The organism is Anaerovorax odorimutans (assembly GCF_024459955.1).
GTDB lineage: Bacteria > Bacillota > Clostridia > Peptostreptococcales > Anaerovoracaceae > Hominibacterium > Hominibacterium odorimutans_A.
This window is the reverse complement of record NZ_JANFXK010000001.1, coordinates 300,782-316,628: the sequence shown is the minus strand read 5'-3', so window position 1 is coordinate 316,628 and position 15,847 is coordinate 300,782. Positions and strand designations below refer to the sequence as shown.

15 protein-coding genes are annotated in these 15,847 nt (G+C 49.2%); 6 read left to right on the top strand and 9 right to left on the bottom strand.

The window, feature by feature from the left end; all coding sequences use genetic code 11:
• Window positions 1–82: 82 nt before the first annotated feature.
• The gene (locus tag NE619_RS01385; protein ID WP_256130564.1) at window positions 83–1,759 is read left to right on the top strand and encodes a formate--tetrahydrofolate ligase; all 1,677 of its coding nucleotides are present in this window, start codon (window positions 83–85) and stop codon (window positions 1,757–1,759) included.
• An 83-nt stretch (window positions 1,760–1,842) separates the two neighbouring features.
• Here NE619_RS01385 and NE619_RS01380 read toward each other — a convergent pair whose 3' ends face one another.
• The 4 genes from NE619_RS01380 to NE619_RS01365 all read right to left on the bottom strand — a co-directional run bounded on the left by NE619_RS01380 (window position 1,843) and on the right by NE619_RS01365 (window position 5,297).
• Window positions 1,843–2,694: a DUF6179 domain-containing protein gene (locus NE619_RS01380; protein ID WP_256130563.1), complete on the bottom strand. Its 852-nt coding sequence runs from the start codon at window positions 2,692–2,694 to the stop codon at window positions 1,843–1,845.
• Window positions 2,695–2,705: 11 nt separating this feature from the next.
• Window positions 2,706–3,245: a DUF6323 family protein gene (locus NE619_RS01375; RefSeq protein ID WP_256130562.1), complete on the bottom strand. Its 540-nt coding sequence runs from the start codon at window positions 3,243–3,245 to the stop codon at window positions 2,706–2,708.
• Window positions 3,246–3,373: 128 nt separating this feature from the next.
• Window positions 3,374–4,540 carry a PucR family transcriptional regulator gene (locus tag NE619_RS01370; RefSeq protein ID WP_256130735.1) on the bottom strand — a complete coding sequence of 389 codons (1,167 nt, stop codon included), beginning with the start codon at window positions 4,538–4,540 and terminating at the stop codon, window positions 3,374–3,376.
• A gap of 160 nt (window positions 4,541–4,700) precedes the next feature.
• Window positions 4,701–5,297, bottom strand: coding sequence for a hypothetical protein (locus NE619_RS01365; protein ID WP_256130561.1), 597 nt, complete (start codon window positions 5,295–5,297; stop codon window positions 4,701–4,703).
• 427 nt (window positions 5,298–5,724) lie between these two features.
• Between NE619_RS01365 and NE619_RS01360 the strand changes: the two genes are divergently transcribed.
• Window positions 5,725–6,879, top strand: a complete 1,155-nt coding sequence (locus tag NE619_RS01360) for an Rpn family recombination-promoting nuclease/putative transposase (protein ID WP_256130560.1) — start codon at window positions 5,725–5,727, stop codon at window positions 6,877–6,879.
• A gap of 218 nt (window positions 6,880–7,097) precedes the next feature.
• Here NE619_RS01360 and NE619_RS01355 read toward each other — a convergent pair whose 3' ends face one another.
• The 5 genes from NE619_RS01355 to NE619_RS01335 all read right to left on the bottom strand — a co-directional run bounded on the left by NE619_RS01355 (window position 7,098) and on the right by NE619_RS01335 (window position 12,375).
• Complete coding sequence (locus tag NE619_RS01355; RefSeq protein WP_256130559.1) at window positions 7,098–8,066, bottom strand: SPFH domain-containing protein; 969 nt, start codon at window positions 8,064–8,066, stop codon at window positions 7,098–7,100.
• 12 nt (window positions 8,067–8,078) lie between these two features.
• The gene (locus tag NE619_RS01350; protein ID WP_256130558.1) at window positions 8,079–8,546 is read right to left on the bottom strand and encodes an NfeD family protein; all 468 of its coding nucleotides are present in this window, start codon (window positions 8,544–8,546) and stop codon (window positions 8,079–8,081) included.
• A gap of 69 nt (window positions 8,547–8,615) precedes the next feature.
• Window positions 8,616–9,275, bottom strand: coding sequence for a GntR family transcriptional regulator (locus NE619_RS01345; protein ID WP_256130557.1), 660 nt, complete (start codon window positions 9,273–9,275; stop codon window positions 8,616–8,618).
• A 35-nt stretch (window positions 9,276–9,310) separates the two neighbouring features.
• Window positions 9,311–10,441: an isocitrate/isopropylmalate family dehydrogenase gene (locus tag NE619_RS01340; protein ID WP_256130556.1), complete on the bottom strand. Its 1,131-nt coding sequence runs from the start codon at window positions 10,439–10,441 to the stop codon at window positions 9,311–9,313.
• A 14-nt stretch (window positions 10,442–10,455) separates the two neighbouring features.
• On the bottom strand, window positions 10,456–12,375 hold the full coding sequence (locus tag NE619_RS01335; protein ID WP_256130555.1) for an aconitate hydratase: 1,920 nt from the start codon (window positions 12,373–12,375) through the stop codon (window positions 10,456–10,458).
• Window positions 12,376–12,673: 298 nt separating this feature from the next.
• Here NE619_RS01335 and NE619_RS01330 point away from each other — a divergent pair, with 298 nt between their 5' ends.
• Genes NE619_RS01330 through NE619_RS01315 form a run of 4 tightly spaced genes read left to right on the top strand, consistent with a single transcriptional unit; the run spans window position 12,674 to window position 15,786 of the window.
• Complete coding sequence (locus tag NE619_RS01330; protein ID WP_256130554.1) at window positions 12,674–13,531, top strand: DUF5685 family protein; 858 nt, start codon at window positions 12,674–12,676, stop codon at window positions 13,529–13,531.
• Entirely contained in the window at window positions 13,531–14,130 is a 600-nt protein-coding gene (locus NE619_RS19270) for a DnaJ domain-containing protein (RefSeq protein ID WP_256130553.1), read from the top strand. Before NE619_RS01330 ends, NE619_RS19270 begins: the two co-directional genes overlap by 1 nt.
• Window positions 14,131–14,147: 17 nt before the next feature.
• Entirely contained in the window at window positions 14,148–14,708 is a 561-nt protein-coding gene (locus NE619_RS01320) for a hypothetical protein (protein ID WP_256130552.1), read from the top strand.
• Window positions 14,698–15,786 carry a GGDEF domain-containing protein gene (locus NE619_RS01315; RefSeq protein ID WP_256130551.1) on the top strand — a complete coding sequence of 363 codons (1,089 nt, stop codon included), beginning with the start codon at window positions 14,698–14,700 and terminating at the stop codon, window positions 15,784–15,786. The genes NE619_RS01320 and NE619_RS01315 overlap by 11 nt, the downstream gene beginning before the upstream one ends.
• The last annotated feature ends 61 nt before the right edge of the window (window positions 15,787–15,847 follow it).

Below are 15,847 nucleotides of genomic sequence, written 5' to 3'. Positions count from 1 at the left end.
TATGCGGATGCCGGTTGACAGCCTGCGGATAAAATTGTATGTTACAGATAAGTTTTATTTATGATGAAAAAGGAGAAGTGGAATGGAAATCAAAAGTGATATAAAGATCGCCCAGGAAACAGAAATGAAAAATATCAGAGACATTGCGGACGCCGCAGGTCTGGACCAGAAGTACATAGAGCTTTACGGAAACTACAAAGCAAAGGTGGATTACAATCTGCTGGAAGAGAAAAAGGACGCAGCCGATGGCAAGGTGATCCTGGTGACTGCCATTTCTCCCACACCGGCAGGAGAAGGCAAAACGACGACCACCGTGGGTCTTGCCGATGCCCTGAAAAAAATCGATAAGAGCGTACTTGTGGCGCTGAGAGAGCCATCCTTGGGACCGGTATTCGGCGTTAAAGGCGGGGCCGCGGGCGGCGGTTACGCGCAGGTGGTGCCGATGGAGGACATCAACCTGCACTTTACCGGCGATATGCACGCTATCGGGGCTGCCAATAATCTGCTGGCCGCAATGCTGGACAACCATATTCAGCAGGGCAATGGGCTGGGCATCGATCCCCGAAAGATCACCTGGAAACGGTGCGTGGACATGAATGACCGCCAGCTGCGGTTTGTGGTGGACGGAATGGGCGGCAAGGCCAACGGAACGCCAAGAGAGGACGGCTTTGACATCACCGTTGCCAGCGAGATCATGGCGATCCTCTGCCTGTCCAGCGATATTGAGGATCTGAAAAACAGAGTAGCAAACATAATTGTAGGCTATACCTACGACGACCAACCGGTGACAGCCGGACAGCTGAAAGCCCAGGGGGCCCTGGCCGCACTTTTGAAGGATGCCTTAAAGCCAAATCTGGTACAGACACTGGAGCACACACCGGCATTTATCCATGGCGGACCGTTTGCCAATATTGCCCACGGCTGCAATTCCATCATGGCTACCCGCATGGCAATGAAGATGGCCGATTATGTGGTAACGGAAGCCGGCTTCGGCGCGGATCTGGGCGCGGAAAAATTCCTGGATATCAAGTGCCGCATGGCAGGGATCACCCCCTCGGCTGTTGTAGTAGTTGCCACGGTCCGGGCGCTGAAACACCACGGGGGCGTGGCGAAGGCCGATCTGGGGAAGGAAAATCTGGATGCTCTGGAAAAGGGACTGCCTAACCTTCTGCAGCATGTGGAGAACATTACCCAAGTATACGGCCTGCCGGCTGTAGTGGCTATCAACCGTTTCCCAACCGATACGGAAGCGGAGCTGGCGCTGGTGGAGGACAAATGCAGGGAGCTGGGGGTAAACGTTGCTCTCAGCGAAGTCTGGGGCAAGGGCGGCGAAGGCGGCATTGAGCTGGCCAAAGAAGTTGTCCGCCTCTGCGAAGAGCCAAACTCTTTTGCTCAGTCCTACGATCTGGATCTGTCCATTGAAGAAAAGATTCGCGCCATCGCCACGAAGATCTATCGGGCCGATGATATCAATATCCTTCCTGCGGCCAGAAAACAGATGGCTCAGCTGGAAAAACTGGGATTTGGGGACTTGCCTATCTGCGTTGCCAAGACCCAGTACAGCTTTTCCGATGATCCCACACTCCTGGGAGCACCGAGAGATTTTGTGCTGACCGTAAGAAACCTGAAGGTTTCCGCAGGCGCAGGCTTTATCGTAGCCCTGACCGGCGACATCATGACCATGCCGGGTCTGCCGAAGGTTCCGGCGGCGGAAAAGATCGACGTGGATAAAACCGGAAAGATCACAGGCCTGTTCTAGCATTGCCTGACAGCATCTATAATTTAGCAATAAGCAGCGCCCGCCAAATTACGTGCGCTGCTTATTTTTTGTCTGCGGGAAAGCTAAAAATGAAAAGTTTCACAGTCCGGATAGAGCTGGGAAAACTGTATCAGTCTGACTGCGAAATCGTCCATATCAGCTCGCAGATACTCAAAAAGGCCGGGAGCATCGTCTCCTGTCTGCTGAATAAAAAGCTGCAGCAGATTCTCCAGCCGCGCTTTCAATTCATTGGCCTCAGAACCGCGGGCAAGAGCCGCCAGAGCGGCGTGCTCCGAAGGGGTAAAGGGAATTTGACGGAGAGGCTTTAACAGCAGCATACAGCATAGAGCGTGGCGCAGGACAGGGCTGCACAGGTTCATAACCTGCCGGTCATAATCCGGGTAATGATGCGCCAGCACGCGGCAAACGTGCTCCCTTGGAAAACGGCTTAAAAACCGCTGCTCCAACTTTACGGAGGCAAGATAGCTTTGGACCGCGTTTATACCGCTCAGATCCGGCAAAGGGCGGAGAATCGGATAATCCAGCGTGAGAATATGGTCCTGCGGCGCGAAATCAATATCGTAGTAATTGAAGAATGCGGAAAATCCACGGACAATCGTATCGTAATACGTTTGATTTCCATAAGCGTCAAATTCCTTCAGAAGGCCTTCATACAGATTTTTTGCCGCAACGGTTTTCTGATATACCAAATCCCGTCCCCGCTTATAGGCCTTCATAGCATCAGCATTGCGTAAATCCCGCAGATTCGAGCGGACAGCATAGGCATCCTCGTCCTCATAAGCCTCGATGCAGTACAGGATTGCCGTCATCAGCTGCTGGGCTGTTTCTCTGCGAATGGATGTGCTCTCGTTCAACGTGTACTTTTGGGTCAGCATTTGTAAAACAGGAAAAAGTTCTTCTAATGTATAGCTCATAACGTTCCTCCCTATTGGATCAATTCACGCAATACCTCTAAAAACAGCTGGTGATCCCAATGCTGCTCCTGAGAAAATTGCTCGTACATGCCTTTGCCTCCAGTAGCCTGATAGCCGTCATACCCGGCACGGGCTGCCTGAGCGAACCGGTCCAGGCAGGTTCCTCCCAGATAGTCCGTGTCACCGCAGCAGATGCCGTCAAATTGCTCGCGCATGAAGGCCAAAAGTTCATCGTCTGTGAGCAGGTCCAGGGATTCGTTTTTATAGATGTAGAATAGTTCCTGCAGATCTGCGAGGGTTTGCGCATAAGTATCCTGATGGATATAGGGAGAGTCGCAGAACGTCTCAATAAGCCGGGGGAGAATTCCTTCCGAAAGTTCTATGCGGTTTTGATCTTTTAGGGCCTGCTCCCGGGACAAGAGCAAAAGCTCCGTATCCTCAGGACTGAGGCGGAGGCCATACTGAGCGGTTAGTGAATTACAGGCAATAATTTTTTGGAACTGAGAATAACGCTGCCCCTGCAGCGCCGTGGTAAAAGAAAGCTGATTCATAATGATTTCTCCTTTCGCTTGTAATAAAGAAGTCTACTACGAAGGGAGAAAGACTGCAAGACTTGAAATTTGAACGATTTTGTGGTAATATAAGGGTGTAAAAAAGAAAAAAATCGCATTTGAAACGCCTATTTTTCACCCAGCAGCTGATGAATTTCGGACAAACGGATAAAACTGTAAAGTTGGCAATAGGAATCCATGGAGTCGCTGATATCCAGCAGTGTTTTGATTTTGGCCAGCCGGTAGCGAATCGTATTGGCATGCTGATACAGGGTGTTTGCTGTCAGGATAACATCACCGCTGCATTTCATATACTGATAGAGGGTTTCGTACAAATTTGTGTTATGTTCTTCATCGTAGAGGGTCAGAATCGAGCGGAAACGTTGATATTGACTGTCGATCCAGGGGTTGTTTCTGAGAGGGATCAGCCATTGATCCAGACCGATCTGGCGGAATTCCAGCTGATCTTCCTTGTCGATCCGGCAGGAAATATTGGCGCAGAAACTTTCGGTGATTGCCTCTCCTAAAAGCTCCAATCCGTCCTTCGCTTCGCTGAAACCAATCTGCAGATGCTTTCGGTACTCGTTCCATTTTTCAATAAAAGTGAGAGCGCTGTTTCGCAAAGCTTCAGCATCGGCGTCCTCCGTGTAAATGATTAAAATTCTGTTTTCGTACCAGATCAGAGAATACGAACTTTTCTCCGGGTCGATCAGATCTGTTTTCGGCATATTCATGTGATGACTTCTCAGCAGTTCCATAATATCCTCCGGCTTTTCCTGAGGCAGGGGACTGCATGTGCAGCAGATCAGATGCGGGTGGAAAAATGGATTGAGCTGTTTTGTGAGACGTATGGCTTCATCCCTTTCCCCCTGAAAGTGAGTGATCTGTGAAACCTTTTCTACCAGCAGGTCATTGAGATCATCTGTCAGCAGGGCTTTCTTCACCGTATAAATGATGTCATCGAAAAAAGTATCGGAGAAAAGAAAGACAGGAATGTGATGCTCATTGGCATAGCGCAGGAAGGATTGGGAAATATCCTGATAATAAACGGTTTTGATAGAAATGGCGCAGACCCGCTTGCGGATCAGCGGCTTTAAGGATTCTTCCGCCTTGCGAGGGTCGTCTCTGGACGCTGAGAGCGTCGTCATGACGAATTCGCCTGAACGAAAGGTTTTCCTGATATCATCCTCAGTTTCCCATTCAAAAATACCTGTGCCCGACACCTTATTCATCAATCCGGTAGCATCGGATACAAGCGTAAAATTTTGAAATAACGGGTACGAAAGTAATTCCATTACTGTAATCAAGACGCACACCTCACAACTCTTTGGTTTCTATAAGTGTACCATAATATTGACAGCTTGCGCGGTATGCGCTTGCCGTCAGACGGAACTTAAGCCGCAAAGCGGCATTGATCAGGGAAGATGTATACTCTTTAAAAACGCTGAAACCGGATTAATCGACAGGATGAAAGGGGCTCCTGTAAAGATCAAATTCGTTCTGATCGGTTATGGTGCACAAGTGGTTTGCCTTCTCGGTGCTTTCCTGGCTGTTCAGGTCCTTTAAAACAAGAGTCGCCATCTCCCGATCCATATAATCCTTGTTGGCATCCTCCGTATCCAGAGAAGTCTTAACAAAGGTATATTCAAAAGCGAGCGCTTTATAGGTTTCCCTGTCTGTCTCGTTGCACAGTACAAGAAACACTGTTTTTTTCGCATCGCATTTTACTTTCTTTTTTCCTTTGATCTGATTGTCATACTGCTCTTTTGTCATGGTAACACTCATAGCACCGCTGGAATCTCCGGTATTGGTCGCATCGATCAGCCCGATCAGATAGCTGCCGGATGCCTCCTTGACATCTGTGATACGCATGTCGCCGTCAACTGTTTCAGCCATGACAGCGTAAGAGACATCGTCCATCGTGTATTGACTGTCTCCATCCGAGCCGGCTTTGGAACCTGACGTATTTTTCTCTTTGCTGCTTCCGCCGGCGCAGGCCGTAATGCCAAGGAGCAGGCAAAGCGCAGTCATAATGCAAACAATTTTCTTCATTTAACAACCTTCTTTCCTGTTATTGATACACACATCTCCCCTGAAAGAAAACTGACGTGCAGCAGAATGAAACTGCTGGAACAGCTTCTGAGATATATTGTAACACAATTTGGCTGACAAGCAAATGTATAGGATCAAGAGAAAATGTGCAGGCCGCATAGAAAATGGCTTCGTTCAGGCAGTGGGTGTTTTGCCATCTCCCTGCAATGACCCTCTGGTGAGGAAGTTTTTTCTCATCTGCGTTGCGGCCAAAGTTACGTTTCTCATGGTTTACGCCTTCTTTTTGGCTCGCCTTTGCACACTGCGCAAACCGCAATTCATCAGAACCCGCTGCAAAGATATTCATATGAAATGGAAAAAAATAACTGTAATATATTTACAAAATGGAGACTGCGTGATATACTACATTTATTAAACGGAAAGGGGGATGAATATCATTGCACTAAATTTGAAAAATGATGTAATTTTTAAAGCTGTGTACGGGAGAGAAAACGAAGAATGCAAGCAAGCGCTAATCGCCGTACTCAATTTGATCCTGGATCGGAAAGAGGATCCCATTAGGAAGATTGATTACAAAAATTCCTTTAACTTACGTAAAATCGCGTCGCAAAAAGAATCGGTTCTCGATATAAAAGGGGAGACGATGCAAGGGGAACTGCTGGATTTGGAGATCCAGCTGCTCTATGACGAGGACTTTATCCCACGGAATATTTATTATCATGGAGGGATGATTACTGAGGCATTGGAAAGCGGGCAGAAATATGGTATGATGAAAAAAACAATCAGTATCTTTATTGTGGATTTTTCCCTGTTTGAGTGGACACGGCGCTATCATTGCCAATTTGGCATTGAGGAGATTCAGGAACATTTTTCTCTGACTGATTTAATGGAGATGCATTACCTGGAATTACCCAAAGTCAATCCTGACAGGCGGCCGGTCAGCCAGCTTACGGAGCTGGAACGATACCTTGAGTATCTGAGATATGCGGGTGACCCGCAGCAGGCCGCATATCTTTCCGAACTGAAAGCACAGGGAGGAAAGGAGATTCAAATGACGGAGAGATTGCTAAAAAAGGCTACGGCTGATGAAATCATTCGTGAGGAAGCCCTTGCCAGGGACAAGTTTTTGCTGCAGCAGGCCTGCAGGGAACGTCAGTGGGCCCGCAGAGAAAAAGAGTGCATTGAAAAAGAAACCCAGCTGGCGGGTAAGGAGACCCAGTTGGCGGGTAAGGAGACCCAGTTGGCAGGTAAGGAGAATCAGCTGACAGACAAGGAAACGCAACTGGCAGGTAAGGAGAATCAGCTGACAGACAAGGAAACGCAGCTAACTGAAAAGGAGAATCAACTGGCAGGTAAGGAAATGGAGCTGACCGATAAGGAAACACAATTGGTCGACAAAGAGAGCCAACTGGCAGATAAGGAAACGCAGCTGGCTAATCGCGAGCGGCAGCTGTCCGAAGCAAAGGAAAAGGTGGAACGCGATCTGGTGAGAAAGATGCGAGCCAGCGGTATGTCAAAGGAGCAGATTGCTGAGATGATAAAACTGGATCAGGCAGTAGTAGAAGGCTATCTGAGAGATTGAGAAAGGCTGCCGCCGGGTGGGACCGGCAAATGAGAGCAGCGACCGCCTGCCTATCGGAGGAGGTAGAAACAATTTAAAAGGACCCAACTTTTAAGCAAATACGCAGATGTGAAGCGGTTTGCTTTTTTCATGGAAAAAACAGCCTTTTAAGAGCATGAAAAAGGCCGCCGCGCTAAGAGTTTTGCTCCTTATCACGACGGCCTCTGATTAACGATATGCTATTGTTTTTCTTCCGTTTTTACCGCTGGCTTTGCAGGCGGTCTTTTGACCGGCGCCGGAGCGGCAACCGGAGATTGAACCAATTCCGCCAGGGAGCTGGCCAAACCGGCAATTCCCTGAATCTCTGATGGAATGATGATCTTAGTTGCTTTTCCGTCGGCAGCGGCCTTAAAGGCGTCCAGACTCTGGATGGTCAGAACTTCCTGTGTCGGCTCTGACTCGGAGAGCATACGCAGACCGTCGGCTGTTGCTTGCTGCACCATACGGATCGCTTCCGCCTTACCTTCAGCCTCTCGGATAGCGGACTGCTTGGCCGCTTCTGCTTCCAGAATGACTGCTTCCTTGTTACCCTCGGCGATGAGGATGGCGGATTTCTTTTCGCCTTCCGCACGCAGGATGGATTCACGCCGTTCACGCTCAGCACGCATCTGCTTTTCCATGGCCATTTGGATATCGCGGGGAGGATTGATATTCTTTACTTCCACACGGTTGATTTTGATTCCCCATGCGTCCGTAGCTTCATCCAGAACGATACGGATCTTGCCATTGATGTGTTCTCGGCTGGTCAAGGTTCCGTCCAGCTCCAGCTCTCCGATAATGTTACGGAGGGTGGTGGCTGAGAGATTTTCAATGGCGGCCATTGGGTTTTCCACACCATAGGCGTACAGCTTGGGGTCAGTAATCTGAAAATATACGACCGTGTCAATCTCAATGGTTACATTATCTTTCGTAATCACCGGCTGCGGCGGGAAGTCGATAACATGTTCCTTTAAGGAAACTTTTCGCGCTACTTTGTCGATGAGCGGAATTTTAAAGTGAAGGCCTACCTGCCAGGTACTGTGATAGGCACCCAGACGTTCCAGAACGTAAGCATGCGCCTGCGGCACAATGCGAATATTCGTCACGATCAGCCAAATGACCAGTACGATCAGGATGATCGGAGCAATGATGGACATAACAGTATTCATAAGATCCTCCTTTTATTTTAAACTCTGTTCTTCAGAAGGAGAGACGATCAGCTTCACGCCTTCTACGCGGTCGATCACGACCGTTGTTCCGCTTTCGATCGTAGCATGGGCTTCCTTTGCCACAGCCGTCCATGTAAGTCCGTCCACTTTTGCCTGACCGGCGCCAAACGGCTGAATCGTTTGTGTTACGATTGCCTCTTTGCCGGCTAAGGCATCCACGTTGGTTTTTTCATTTCCCACCTTTAGTTTTTTCTTGGCCAGAGGCCTGGTGAAATAGATGAGCAGTACGGAGACAACGAGGAAAACAATAACCTGTACCAACACGGAAAATCTGGCCATGGCTACAACGGATGCGATAATCGCGCCGCCGGTAAACCAGATGGTAGTAAGTCCCATGGTAGCCGCTTCAATCAGACCGCAGACAGCTGCTATAATCAGCCAGATAATCGCTGCGCTCAGGGTGACTCCAAAGATTGTCATAAAAAATTCCCCCTTCTTCTTTTATACACAAGCAATACCGGATTAACTTATTTTATCACAGTTTTCTGTTTATTTACATCTTCTTTTTTTGGAATTGTCAATATGCCGCTCCATCGCTTCCGCTCCGGCCTCGGCGTCTTTTTCCGTAAAGGCTTTGAAGATCATGCGATGTTCTTCCAACACAGTCGTCAGATAGTCATCGGCATAGATGTCTTCCTGGGACCGATACTTGAAATAGATCTGGTAGGAAGAAAGGAGCTGCCTCAGCATGCGGTTATGCGATGCTTCGTAAATGATCTGGTGAAACCCGGCATTTATAGTGAGCATTTTATCAACATCGTTTCGCAGCGTGTAGAACTCCATGAATTCGAAAGTCTCTTCCAGCGCCTCCATTTCGTCGTCTGTGATCCGTTCGATGGCCCATTTGACGGCCTGGATCTCGTATGCCTTTCGAAGCTCGAACATGTCCTCAAAATCCTGCTGTGACAGACCGATAACAAAAGAGCCCCGGTTGAGGATATTTTCCACCAGCCCCTCGGTCTCCAACTGACGCAGAGCTTCGCGCACAGGAGTACGGCTCACCTTGTATTCCTTGCAGATCGCCTGCTCAGTAAGTTTCTGACCGGGAGCAAGCTTCCCGGTCAGAATATCTCTTTGCAGCTGTGAAAACAGATTGCTGGAAATTGGCGCATTTGATTTCGGATCATCAGAATGCTTGTAGAGTACCATAACTGTCTCCTTTTATCGTATAGGAAATTGCTTTATTATTTCAGGTGTTCGATTACGAACTTTGTGAAATCGTCAGTGGAATTTCCTGTATTGTTGGATGTCATGTTGAGAGCTTCCAGCGCTTCATCCAGAGCCTTGTCCAGCGCTGCCGCCTGATCCTGATAGCCGATGTGTCTCAGCAGCATGGCTCCGGCTCTTACGATGCTGGAAGGGTTGGCGTACTGGCCTCTTCCTTCGGAGATCATTCTTGGAGCAGAACCGTGGATGGCTTCGAACATAGCGTAGCGCCCGCCCTGGTTGATGCTGCCGGCCGTGCCTACGCCGCCCTGGATCTGCGCAGCTTCGTCAGTAATGATATCGCCGTACAGGTTGGGCAGAATGAACACGTTGAACTTGCTGTTGGTCGGTTCCTTAATCAGGTTGGCCGCTGTGATATCAACGTAGTAATCGTCAACCTCAATTTCCGGATAATCTTTCGCAACTTCGTAGCAGAGGCTGAGGAATTTTCCGTCTGTCTTTTTCATGATGTTGGCTTTGGTTACGATGGTAACCCGCTTGTTGCCGTTTGCTTTGGCAAATTCAAAAGCGGCTCTGGCCAGACGAGTGGTTCCGATGGTGGTAGTAACCTTAAAGTCCATGGAGATATCGTCATTGATGTCCACGCCCTGGCTTCCCAGCGCGTATTCTCCCTCAGTGTTTTCCCTGAAGAACGTCCAGTCGATATTCTTTTCCGGAATGGAAACCGGTCTTACATTGGCAAAGAGGTCCAGCTCTTTTCTCAGCTTAACATTGGCGCTTTCCAGATTGGGCATGTTATCGCCTTTGCCTGGAGTCATGGTAGGCCCTTTCAGCAGCACGTGGCATTCCTTTACGGCTGCCAGGACATCGGCAGGAACCGTCTCCAGTTTCTCAACTCTGTTTTCAATGGTCAGTCCCTCGATGTCTCTCAGCTCCAGCTTTCCGGCGGCAATTTCGTCAGCCATCAGCTCTTCCATGATCTTCTTGCAGGACTGGGTAATGATAGGGCCGATGCCGTCTCCGTCGATAATACCGACGATGATCTTGTCCAGGCTCTTGTAATCCGTGGACTGAGGAGCGGTTTTCATCCGCTCAACTCTCTCCAACTGCTCTTTTACGATCGTTTCAAATGCTTTCACATATTCCATAGTATCTCACCTTTTTAACCTTTCATGTAATTGATCTTTCCGCCTTTTAAAATCAGTGCGATTTCCAGATCGGAGAAGTTTGTCTTTGTCTTGTAAACCTTGCCGGTGCCTGCGTTTTTTACTTCTACAGTGCCACCTTTAACCTGCTGCGGTGCGTTTTCAATCACCAGCTTGTCGCCGATGGAAAAATCATCGTAATCAGCCGGATCTTCAAATACCAGAGGCATGATACCGCTGTTAATCAGATTGGAGCGGTGAATACGCGCAAAGGATTTCGCAATTACGAATTTAACGCCCAGGTACAGTGGGGCCAATGCGGCGTGCTCCCGGCTGGATCCCTGGCCATAGTTGTCGCCTCCTACGATGGCGCAGGAACCGGCTTCCTTACATCTTCCGGCAAATTCGTTGTCTACTTTTTCAAAGCAGTAGTTTGCCAGGTGCGGAATGTTGGAACGATAAGGCAGCAGTCTGGAATCGGACGGCATGATGTCGTCTGTGGTGATATTGTCGCCTGCATGAAGCGTCACGGTTACTTCTACGGTTTCCGGCAGGGCAGTGTTTCTCGGGAACGGTTTGATGTTCGGTCCCATGGCTACCGGTGTGTTTTCCGTATTGGTACCTTCCGGATAAACAATAAAGTTATCGTTGAAGGTAAAGTCCGTATCTTCGATCTGCGGCAGTGCCTGTACTGTTTTGCTGCCGTCGGTCAGCACGCCGGTGACAGCGGAAATCGCGGCAGTTTCAGGGCTTACCAGGTAAACATCAGCGTCCAGCGTTCCCGATCTGCCTTTGAAGTTACGGTTGAAGGTTCTCAGAGAAACCGCGCCGGATTTGGGAGACTGTCCCATGCCGATGCAGGGGCCGCAGGCGTTTTCGATAATACGTGCTCCGCTGGCGATGATATCGGCCAGTGCTCCGTTTTCAGCCATCTTTGTCAGGATCTTGCTGGACCCCGGGGAGATAACAAGACTTACGTCAGGGTGTACCTTTTTCCCCTTGAGGATCGCGGCAACCTTCATCAAATCTGTATAAGATGAGTTGGTGCAGCTGCCGATGGCAACCTGATCAACTTTGATTTCACCGATATTGGCTACGGAATCTACATTGTCAGGGCTGTGGGGCTGTGCAGCCAGCGGTGCGAGACTGTTCAGGTCTACGATCAATTCCTGGTCGTAAACGGCATCCGCGTCCGCGCAGAGTGGAGTGTAATCCGCTTCCCTGCCCTGGGATTTGAGATATGCCTGTGTATTTTCATCACTGGGAAATACAGAAGTGGTCGCGCCCAGCTCCGCGCCCATGTTGGTGATGGTGGCTCTGTCGGTTACGGAGAGGGATTTCACGCCTTCGCCCGTGTATTCCACGATTTTGCCCACACCGCCTTTTACGCTCAGCTGCTGGAGTACGTAGAGGATGACATCCTTTGCCGAAGTCCAGGGCTGCAGCTGTCCTTTCAGCTCTACCTTGATTACTTTCGGAGCTATCAGGCTGTATGTACCTTTTGCCATGGCTACCGCAACGTCCAGTCCGCCGGCGCCGATGGCGATCATGCCCAGGCCGCCGCCTGTCGGAGTGTGGCTGTCGGAGCCCAGCAGCGTTTTGCCCGGCTTACCGTAGTTTTCCAGGTGCAGCTGATGACAGATGCCGTTGCCCGGCTTGGAGAAGAGAACTCCGTGTCTTTGAGCCACGCTCTTGATAAAAGCATGGTCATCTGCGTTTTCAAAGCCCGTCTGCAGTGTGTTGTGGTCTATGTAAGCCACAGAAAGCTCTGTCTGTACCTTGTCTACATCCATGGCTTCCAGCTGCAGGTATACCATCGTTCCCGTGGAATCCTGCGTCAGTGTTTGGTCAATTTTGATCGTGATTTCCTCACCCGGCGTCAGATTGCCGCTCACCAGATGGTTTTCCAGGATCTTATATGCCAGTGTTTTTCCCATTGTATATGGACCTCCTTGTTTCTTATATAATGTAGCTTTATTGACTTTTTGAACCGTCCCCGGAAGGGGTGCGGAATCGTGATGTTCTTTATTCGACATCATTGTATACAAGTATACCAGTATGCGCATGGCAGGTCAAGAGCGATGTGCGGCAGTAAAGTGGCGCAGGGGGCAAAACCCTGTATTTTCAGGCAAAATTGGGTTTAAAATTAATGAAGATTTTATGATATTTTCTACATTCTGTTTGAATTTCGGAAGGCGTTATGGTACTCTAAGTCTCAGAAAGGGGCAGATACAAATGCTAGGATATGTGACAGCGGATAAGCCGGAACTGAAAATGCGGGAATTCGAAGTATATAACGGATATTACTGCGGTATCTGCAAGTCAATCGCAAGGCGCTACGGTCAACTCCCAAGGATGGTGCTGAGCTACGACGCCGCGTTCTTAGCGCTGCTTATCGGAAGCCTCAGCAGAGAAGAGGATATCCCCTCAAAGGAGCACTGCATCATCCATCCGCTGAAAAAGAAAACCATCGTGCAAAATGAAGTGATCGACTACGCAGGTGATGTGATGCTGATTCTGGCCTGGCACAAATTGCTGGATGATGCCCATGACGAAGGAAAGCTTTATGCCAGGGCCGCAGTGGGGACAATGAAGGGCATCTATAGAAAGCTGGAAAAGGCCAGACCACAGCTTTGCCTCAAGGTGGAAGAGTGCCTGAAAGAGCTCGGCCGGCTGGAAGAGGAAAAATGCGGCAATCTGGATCAGGCAGCAGAGGCATTTGCCAGAATCATGGAGGCCATCTTTGAAGAAGGGCCGCTCCCGGAAAGCTTTAAAGAGCAGGAAGCGCTACGCAGAATCGGTTACCATTTAGGTAAATGGATTTATCTGATGGACGCTGTAGACGATATTGAAGATAATATTGAGAGCGGAGCATATAATCCGCTGATCTACCGCTTTGGCTATGAGCCGGGCGAGCCGGATTTCAGAGAGCGGATCATGGAAACCTGCGAATTTAACCTCTATCATTATCTGGGGGAAATGGGAAAGGCTGCGGATCTGCTTGCTATTAGGAAAAATGAAGGTATAATAGAAAATATAATTTACAAGGGGTTATTGCGAAGAACACAGAATATGACCCAAAAGGAGGAGTAATGGATCCATATGAAGTACTGGGAGTCAGACAGGGGGCTTCCGAGGAAGAAATCAAAGCGGCTTACAAAGAGCTGGTGAAAAAATATCATCCCGACAGATATCAGAATAATCCGCTGGCCGATCTGGCGGAAGAAAAGCTCCAGGAAGTAAACGAGGCCTACGATATGCTCATGAAGGGCTACGGGGGTACTTCCGCAAATACGGGATACGGGCCGGGGTCCAGCCGTGGAAACGGATATGGTCAGGCCCGGACTACGCCGGAGTTCAATCAGGTGAGAAGAAATATCGATATGGGGAATCTGCAAGCGGCGGAAGAGATCCTCAACAGAACCCAGAACCGCAATGCGGAATGGATGTTTTTGTCGGGAATGCTGTCCTACAGAAAAGGCTGGTACGATGACGCAGTCAGTAAGGTGCAGCAGGCGGTCAATATGGACCCCTCTAATCCGGAATACAGCCAGGCTCTGGGTCAGATGATGAATGTCGGCCGGAGCTATCAGAATACGGCCTACGGAAGAGGCTATAATTCGACGGAGGACGCTTTCTGCAAGGCTCTGCAGTGTTATTGTTGCGCGGATATGTGCTGTGACTGCTTCTAAATTCAAGGGGGGATTAGGTGGCAAACAAAAAAACCTTTAAACTTGCGCTGGGCGGAATTTGTCTGGCACTGTCCGTTGTATTCATGTTCGGGGCGTCTTTTGTTCCGGGAGTGGAGCTGACGCTGTACGCTCTCAGTTCCCTGTTTATTGCGGTAATGATTATTGAGACAGGGGTCAAGGGCGGAGTTCTTTTATATGTCGCGGCCGTACTGCTGGGGCTTTTAGTAGTGCCCAATAAGGTGGCAATTCTGCCCTATGCCTGTCTCTTCGGTATTTACGGAATACTAAAGTATTATATTGAAAAGATAAGAAACCCTGTCGTTCAGGTGCTATTGAAAGTCCTGTTTTTCGCAGGACTCCTGTCGGCGGCGTTTTTGGGATTCAGGGGCGTGGCGCTGGGCAATGTGGAGCTGCCGGATCTGCCTGCAGGGGTGTTGATCGCGGCAGGGGTACTGTTTCTGCTGCTGTATGATTTGATTTATACGCTGCTCATCCGCATCTACCGAAAACGGTTCCGAAAGCAGGAAGTGGTATCTTTTCATTTATCGGAAAAGGAAAACAATGAAAATGACCAATAGGTATGAAAAAACGCTGGAAAAAGCGTTGTCGATTCACATGCAGACGCTTTTTGGAATGGCTGTGGCCACATTTGCGGCTGAGATTGCCTTTTACTTTGTTCTGTCCGCACAGGGTACAATGGAATCAGAGCCGGCCAGATATTTTGTTAAATACGTAGCCCTGCCGACAGGCCTTAATCTGATCGGCGTTCTTGCGGCCTGGATCGTTTACAAGTCGGATAAAACGACCTTTAAGATGAAGGCGTATACAGTGTCGCTGCTGGCGGTAGCAGCGGCTTTTGTTATAGCCATTATTCATGCAACGTTTCCGTCCGTATTTTTGCTGTTTGCTTTTATGATTATCATCACCGTATTTTATGGGGATAAGTTCCTTACAACGATTACTTTTTTCGCAGCCCTGATCGGAAGGTGTCTCAGCGCAATCTATTGCATTGACCCCTCCGTTGTCTTTCTTGCGGATGAGCTGGCGGACCTGCTGCTGGCAGTAATTGTTCTCTGCGGGATCTATGTACTCTCGCTGACGATTATACGCCTGGAAAATGAAAAGCGGGAAATGATGCTTCAAAGCATTGAAGCATGGAGTCAAATGAAAGAGACGGCCCAGAGGGATTCCCTGACAAAACTGTATAATCTCAGAGCCTTAAGTGATTTTCAGGAAAAAGCAAAAGCAGGGGAAATCGGAGCGCTCCCAACTTTCCTGTCCATGTGGGACATTGACGGTTTTAAGGAGATCAACGATACTTACGGGCATTTGGAAGGGGATGCGGTGTTGAGATTCATAGGCGAGCAGTGCCGGGAGCCGGTGTGCGGGATGCTGTGCTTTCGGTATGGCGGCGATGAATTTTGCGCGCTGATCTACGATGATAAATGGGCGGACGCGGAGAAACGGCTGGAAGAGCTGCAATACCAGCTGAGCCAGTACACGATTGGAGAAACAAAAGGGGGAGCCCTGCTTTCTGTCAGTATCGGCGCGACGCCTTATGACAGCAGCCTGGACTTGGAAGATCTTATCGCTCGGGCGGACAAGGCCATGTATCAGGCCAAAAAGGAAAGAAAAGGCAGCATTGTGCTGGCCTGAAGTTGGAAAAAACAGTGGGAGTTTTTCGCCGTGGCGAAAAACTTTCTTTATTTTGGGCAGA

Bases quoted from the DNA above. Each gene is read 5' to 3' on its own strand.
- NE619_RS01355 (WP_256130559.1), bottom strand. From the start codon at position 8,066: ATGAATACTGTTATGTCCATCATTGCTCCGATCATCCTGATCGTACTG.
- NE619_RS01360 (WP_256130560.1), top strand. From the start codon at position 5,725: ATGAATATCATTGCACTAAATTTGAAAAATGATGTAATTTTTAAAGCT.
- NE619_RS01315 (WP_256130551.1), top strand. From the start codon at position 14,698: ATGACCAATAGGTATGAAAAAACGCTGGAAAAAGCGTTGTCGATTCAC.
- NE619_RS01350 (WP_256130558.1), bottom strand. From the start codon at position 8,546: ATGACAATCTTTGGAGTCACCCTGAGCGCAGCGATTATCTGGCTGATT.
- NE619_RS01330 (WP_256130554.1), top strand. From the start codon at position 12,674: ATGCTAGGATATGTGACAGCGGATAAGCCGGAACTGAAAATGCGGGAA.
- NE619_RS01335 (WP_256130555.1), bottom strand. From the start codon at position 12,375: ATGGGAAAAACACTGGCATATAAGATCCTGGAAAACCATCTGGTGAGC.
- NE619_RS01375 (WP_256130562.1), bottom strand. From the start codon at position 3,245: ATGAATCAGCTTTCTTTTACCACGGCGCTGCAGGGGCAGCGTTATTCT.
- NE619_RS01340 (WP_256130556.1), bottom strand. From the start codon at position 10,441: ATGGAATATGTGAAAGCATTTGAAACGATCGTAAAAGAGCAGTTGGAG.
- NE619_RS01370 (WP_256130735.1), bottom strand. From the start codon at position 4,540: ATGGAATTACTTTCGTACCCGTTATTTCAAAATTTTACGCTTGTATCC.
- NE619_RS19270 (WP_256130553.1), top strand. From the start codon at position 13,531: ATGGATCCATATGAAGTACTGGGAGTCAGACAGGGGGCTTCCGAGGAA.
- NE619_RS01385 (WP_256130564.1), top strand. From the start codon at position 83: ATGGAAATCAAAAGTGATATAAAGATCGCCCAGGAAACAGAAATGAAA.
- NE619_RS01380 (WP_256130563.1), bottom strand. From the start codon at position 2,694: ATGAGCTATACATTAGAAGAACTTTTTCCTGTTTTACAAATGCTGACC.
- NE619_RS01345 (WP_256130557.1), bottom strand. From the start codon at position 9,275: ATGGTACTCTACAAGCATTCTGATGATCCGAAATCAAATGCGCCAATT.
- NE619_RS01365 (WP_256130561.1), bottom strand. From the start codon at position 5,297: ATGAAGAAAATTGTTTGCATTATGACTGCGCTTTGCCTGCTCCTTGGC.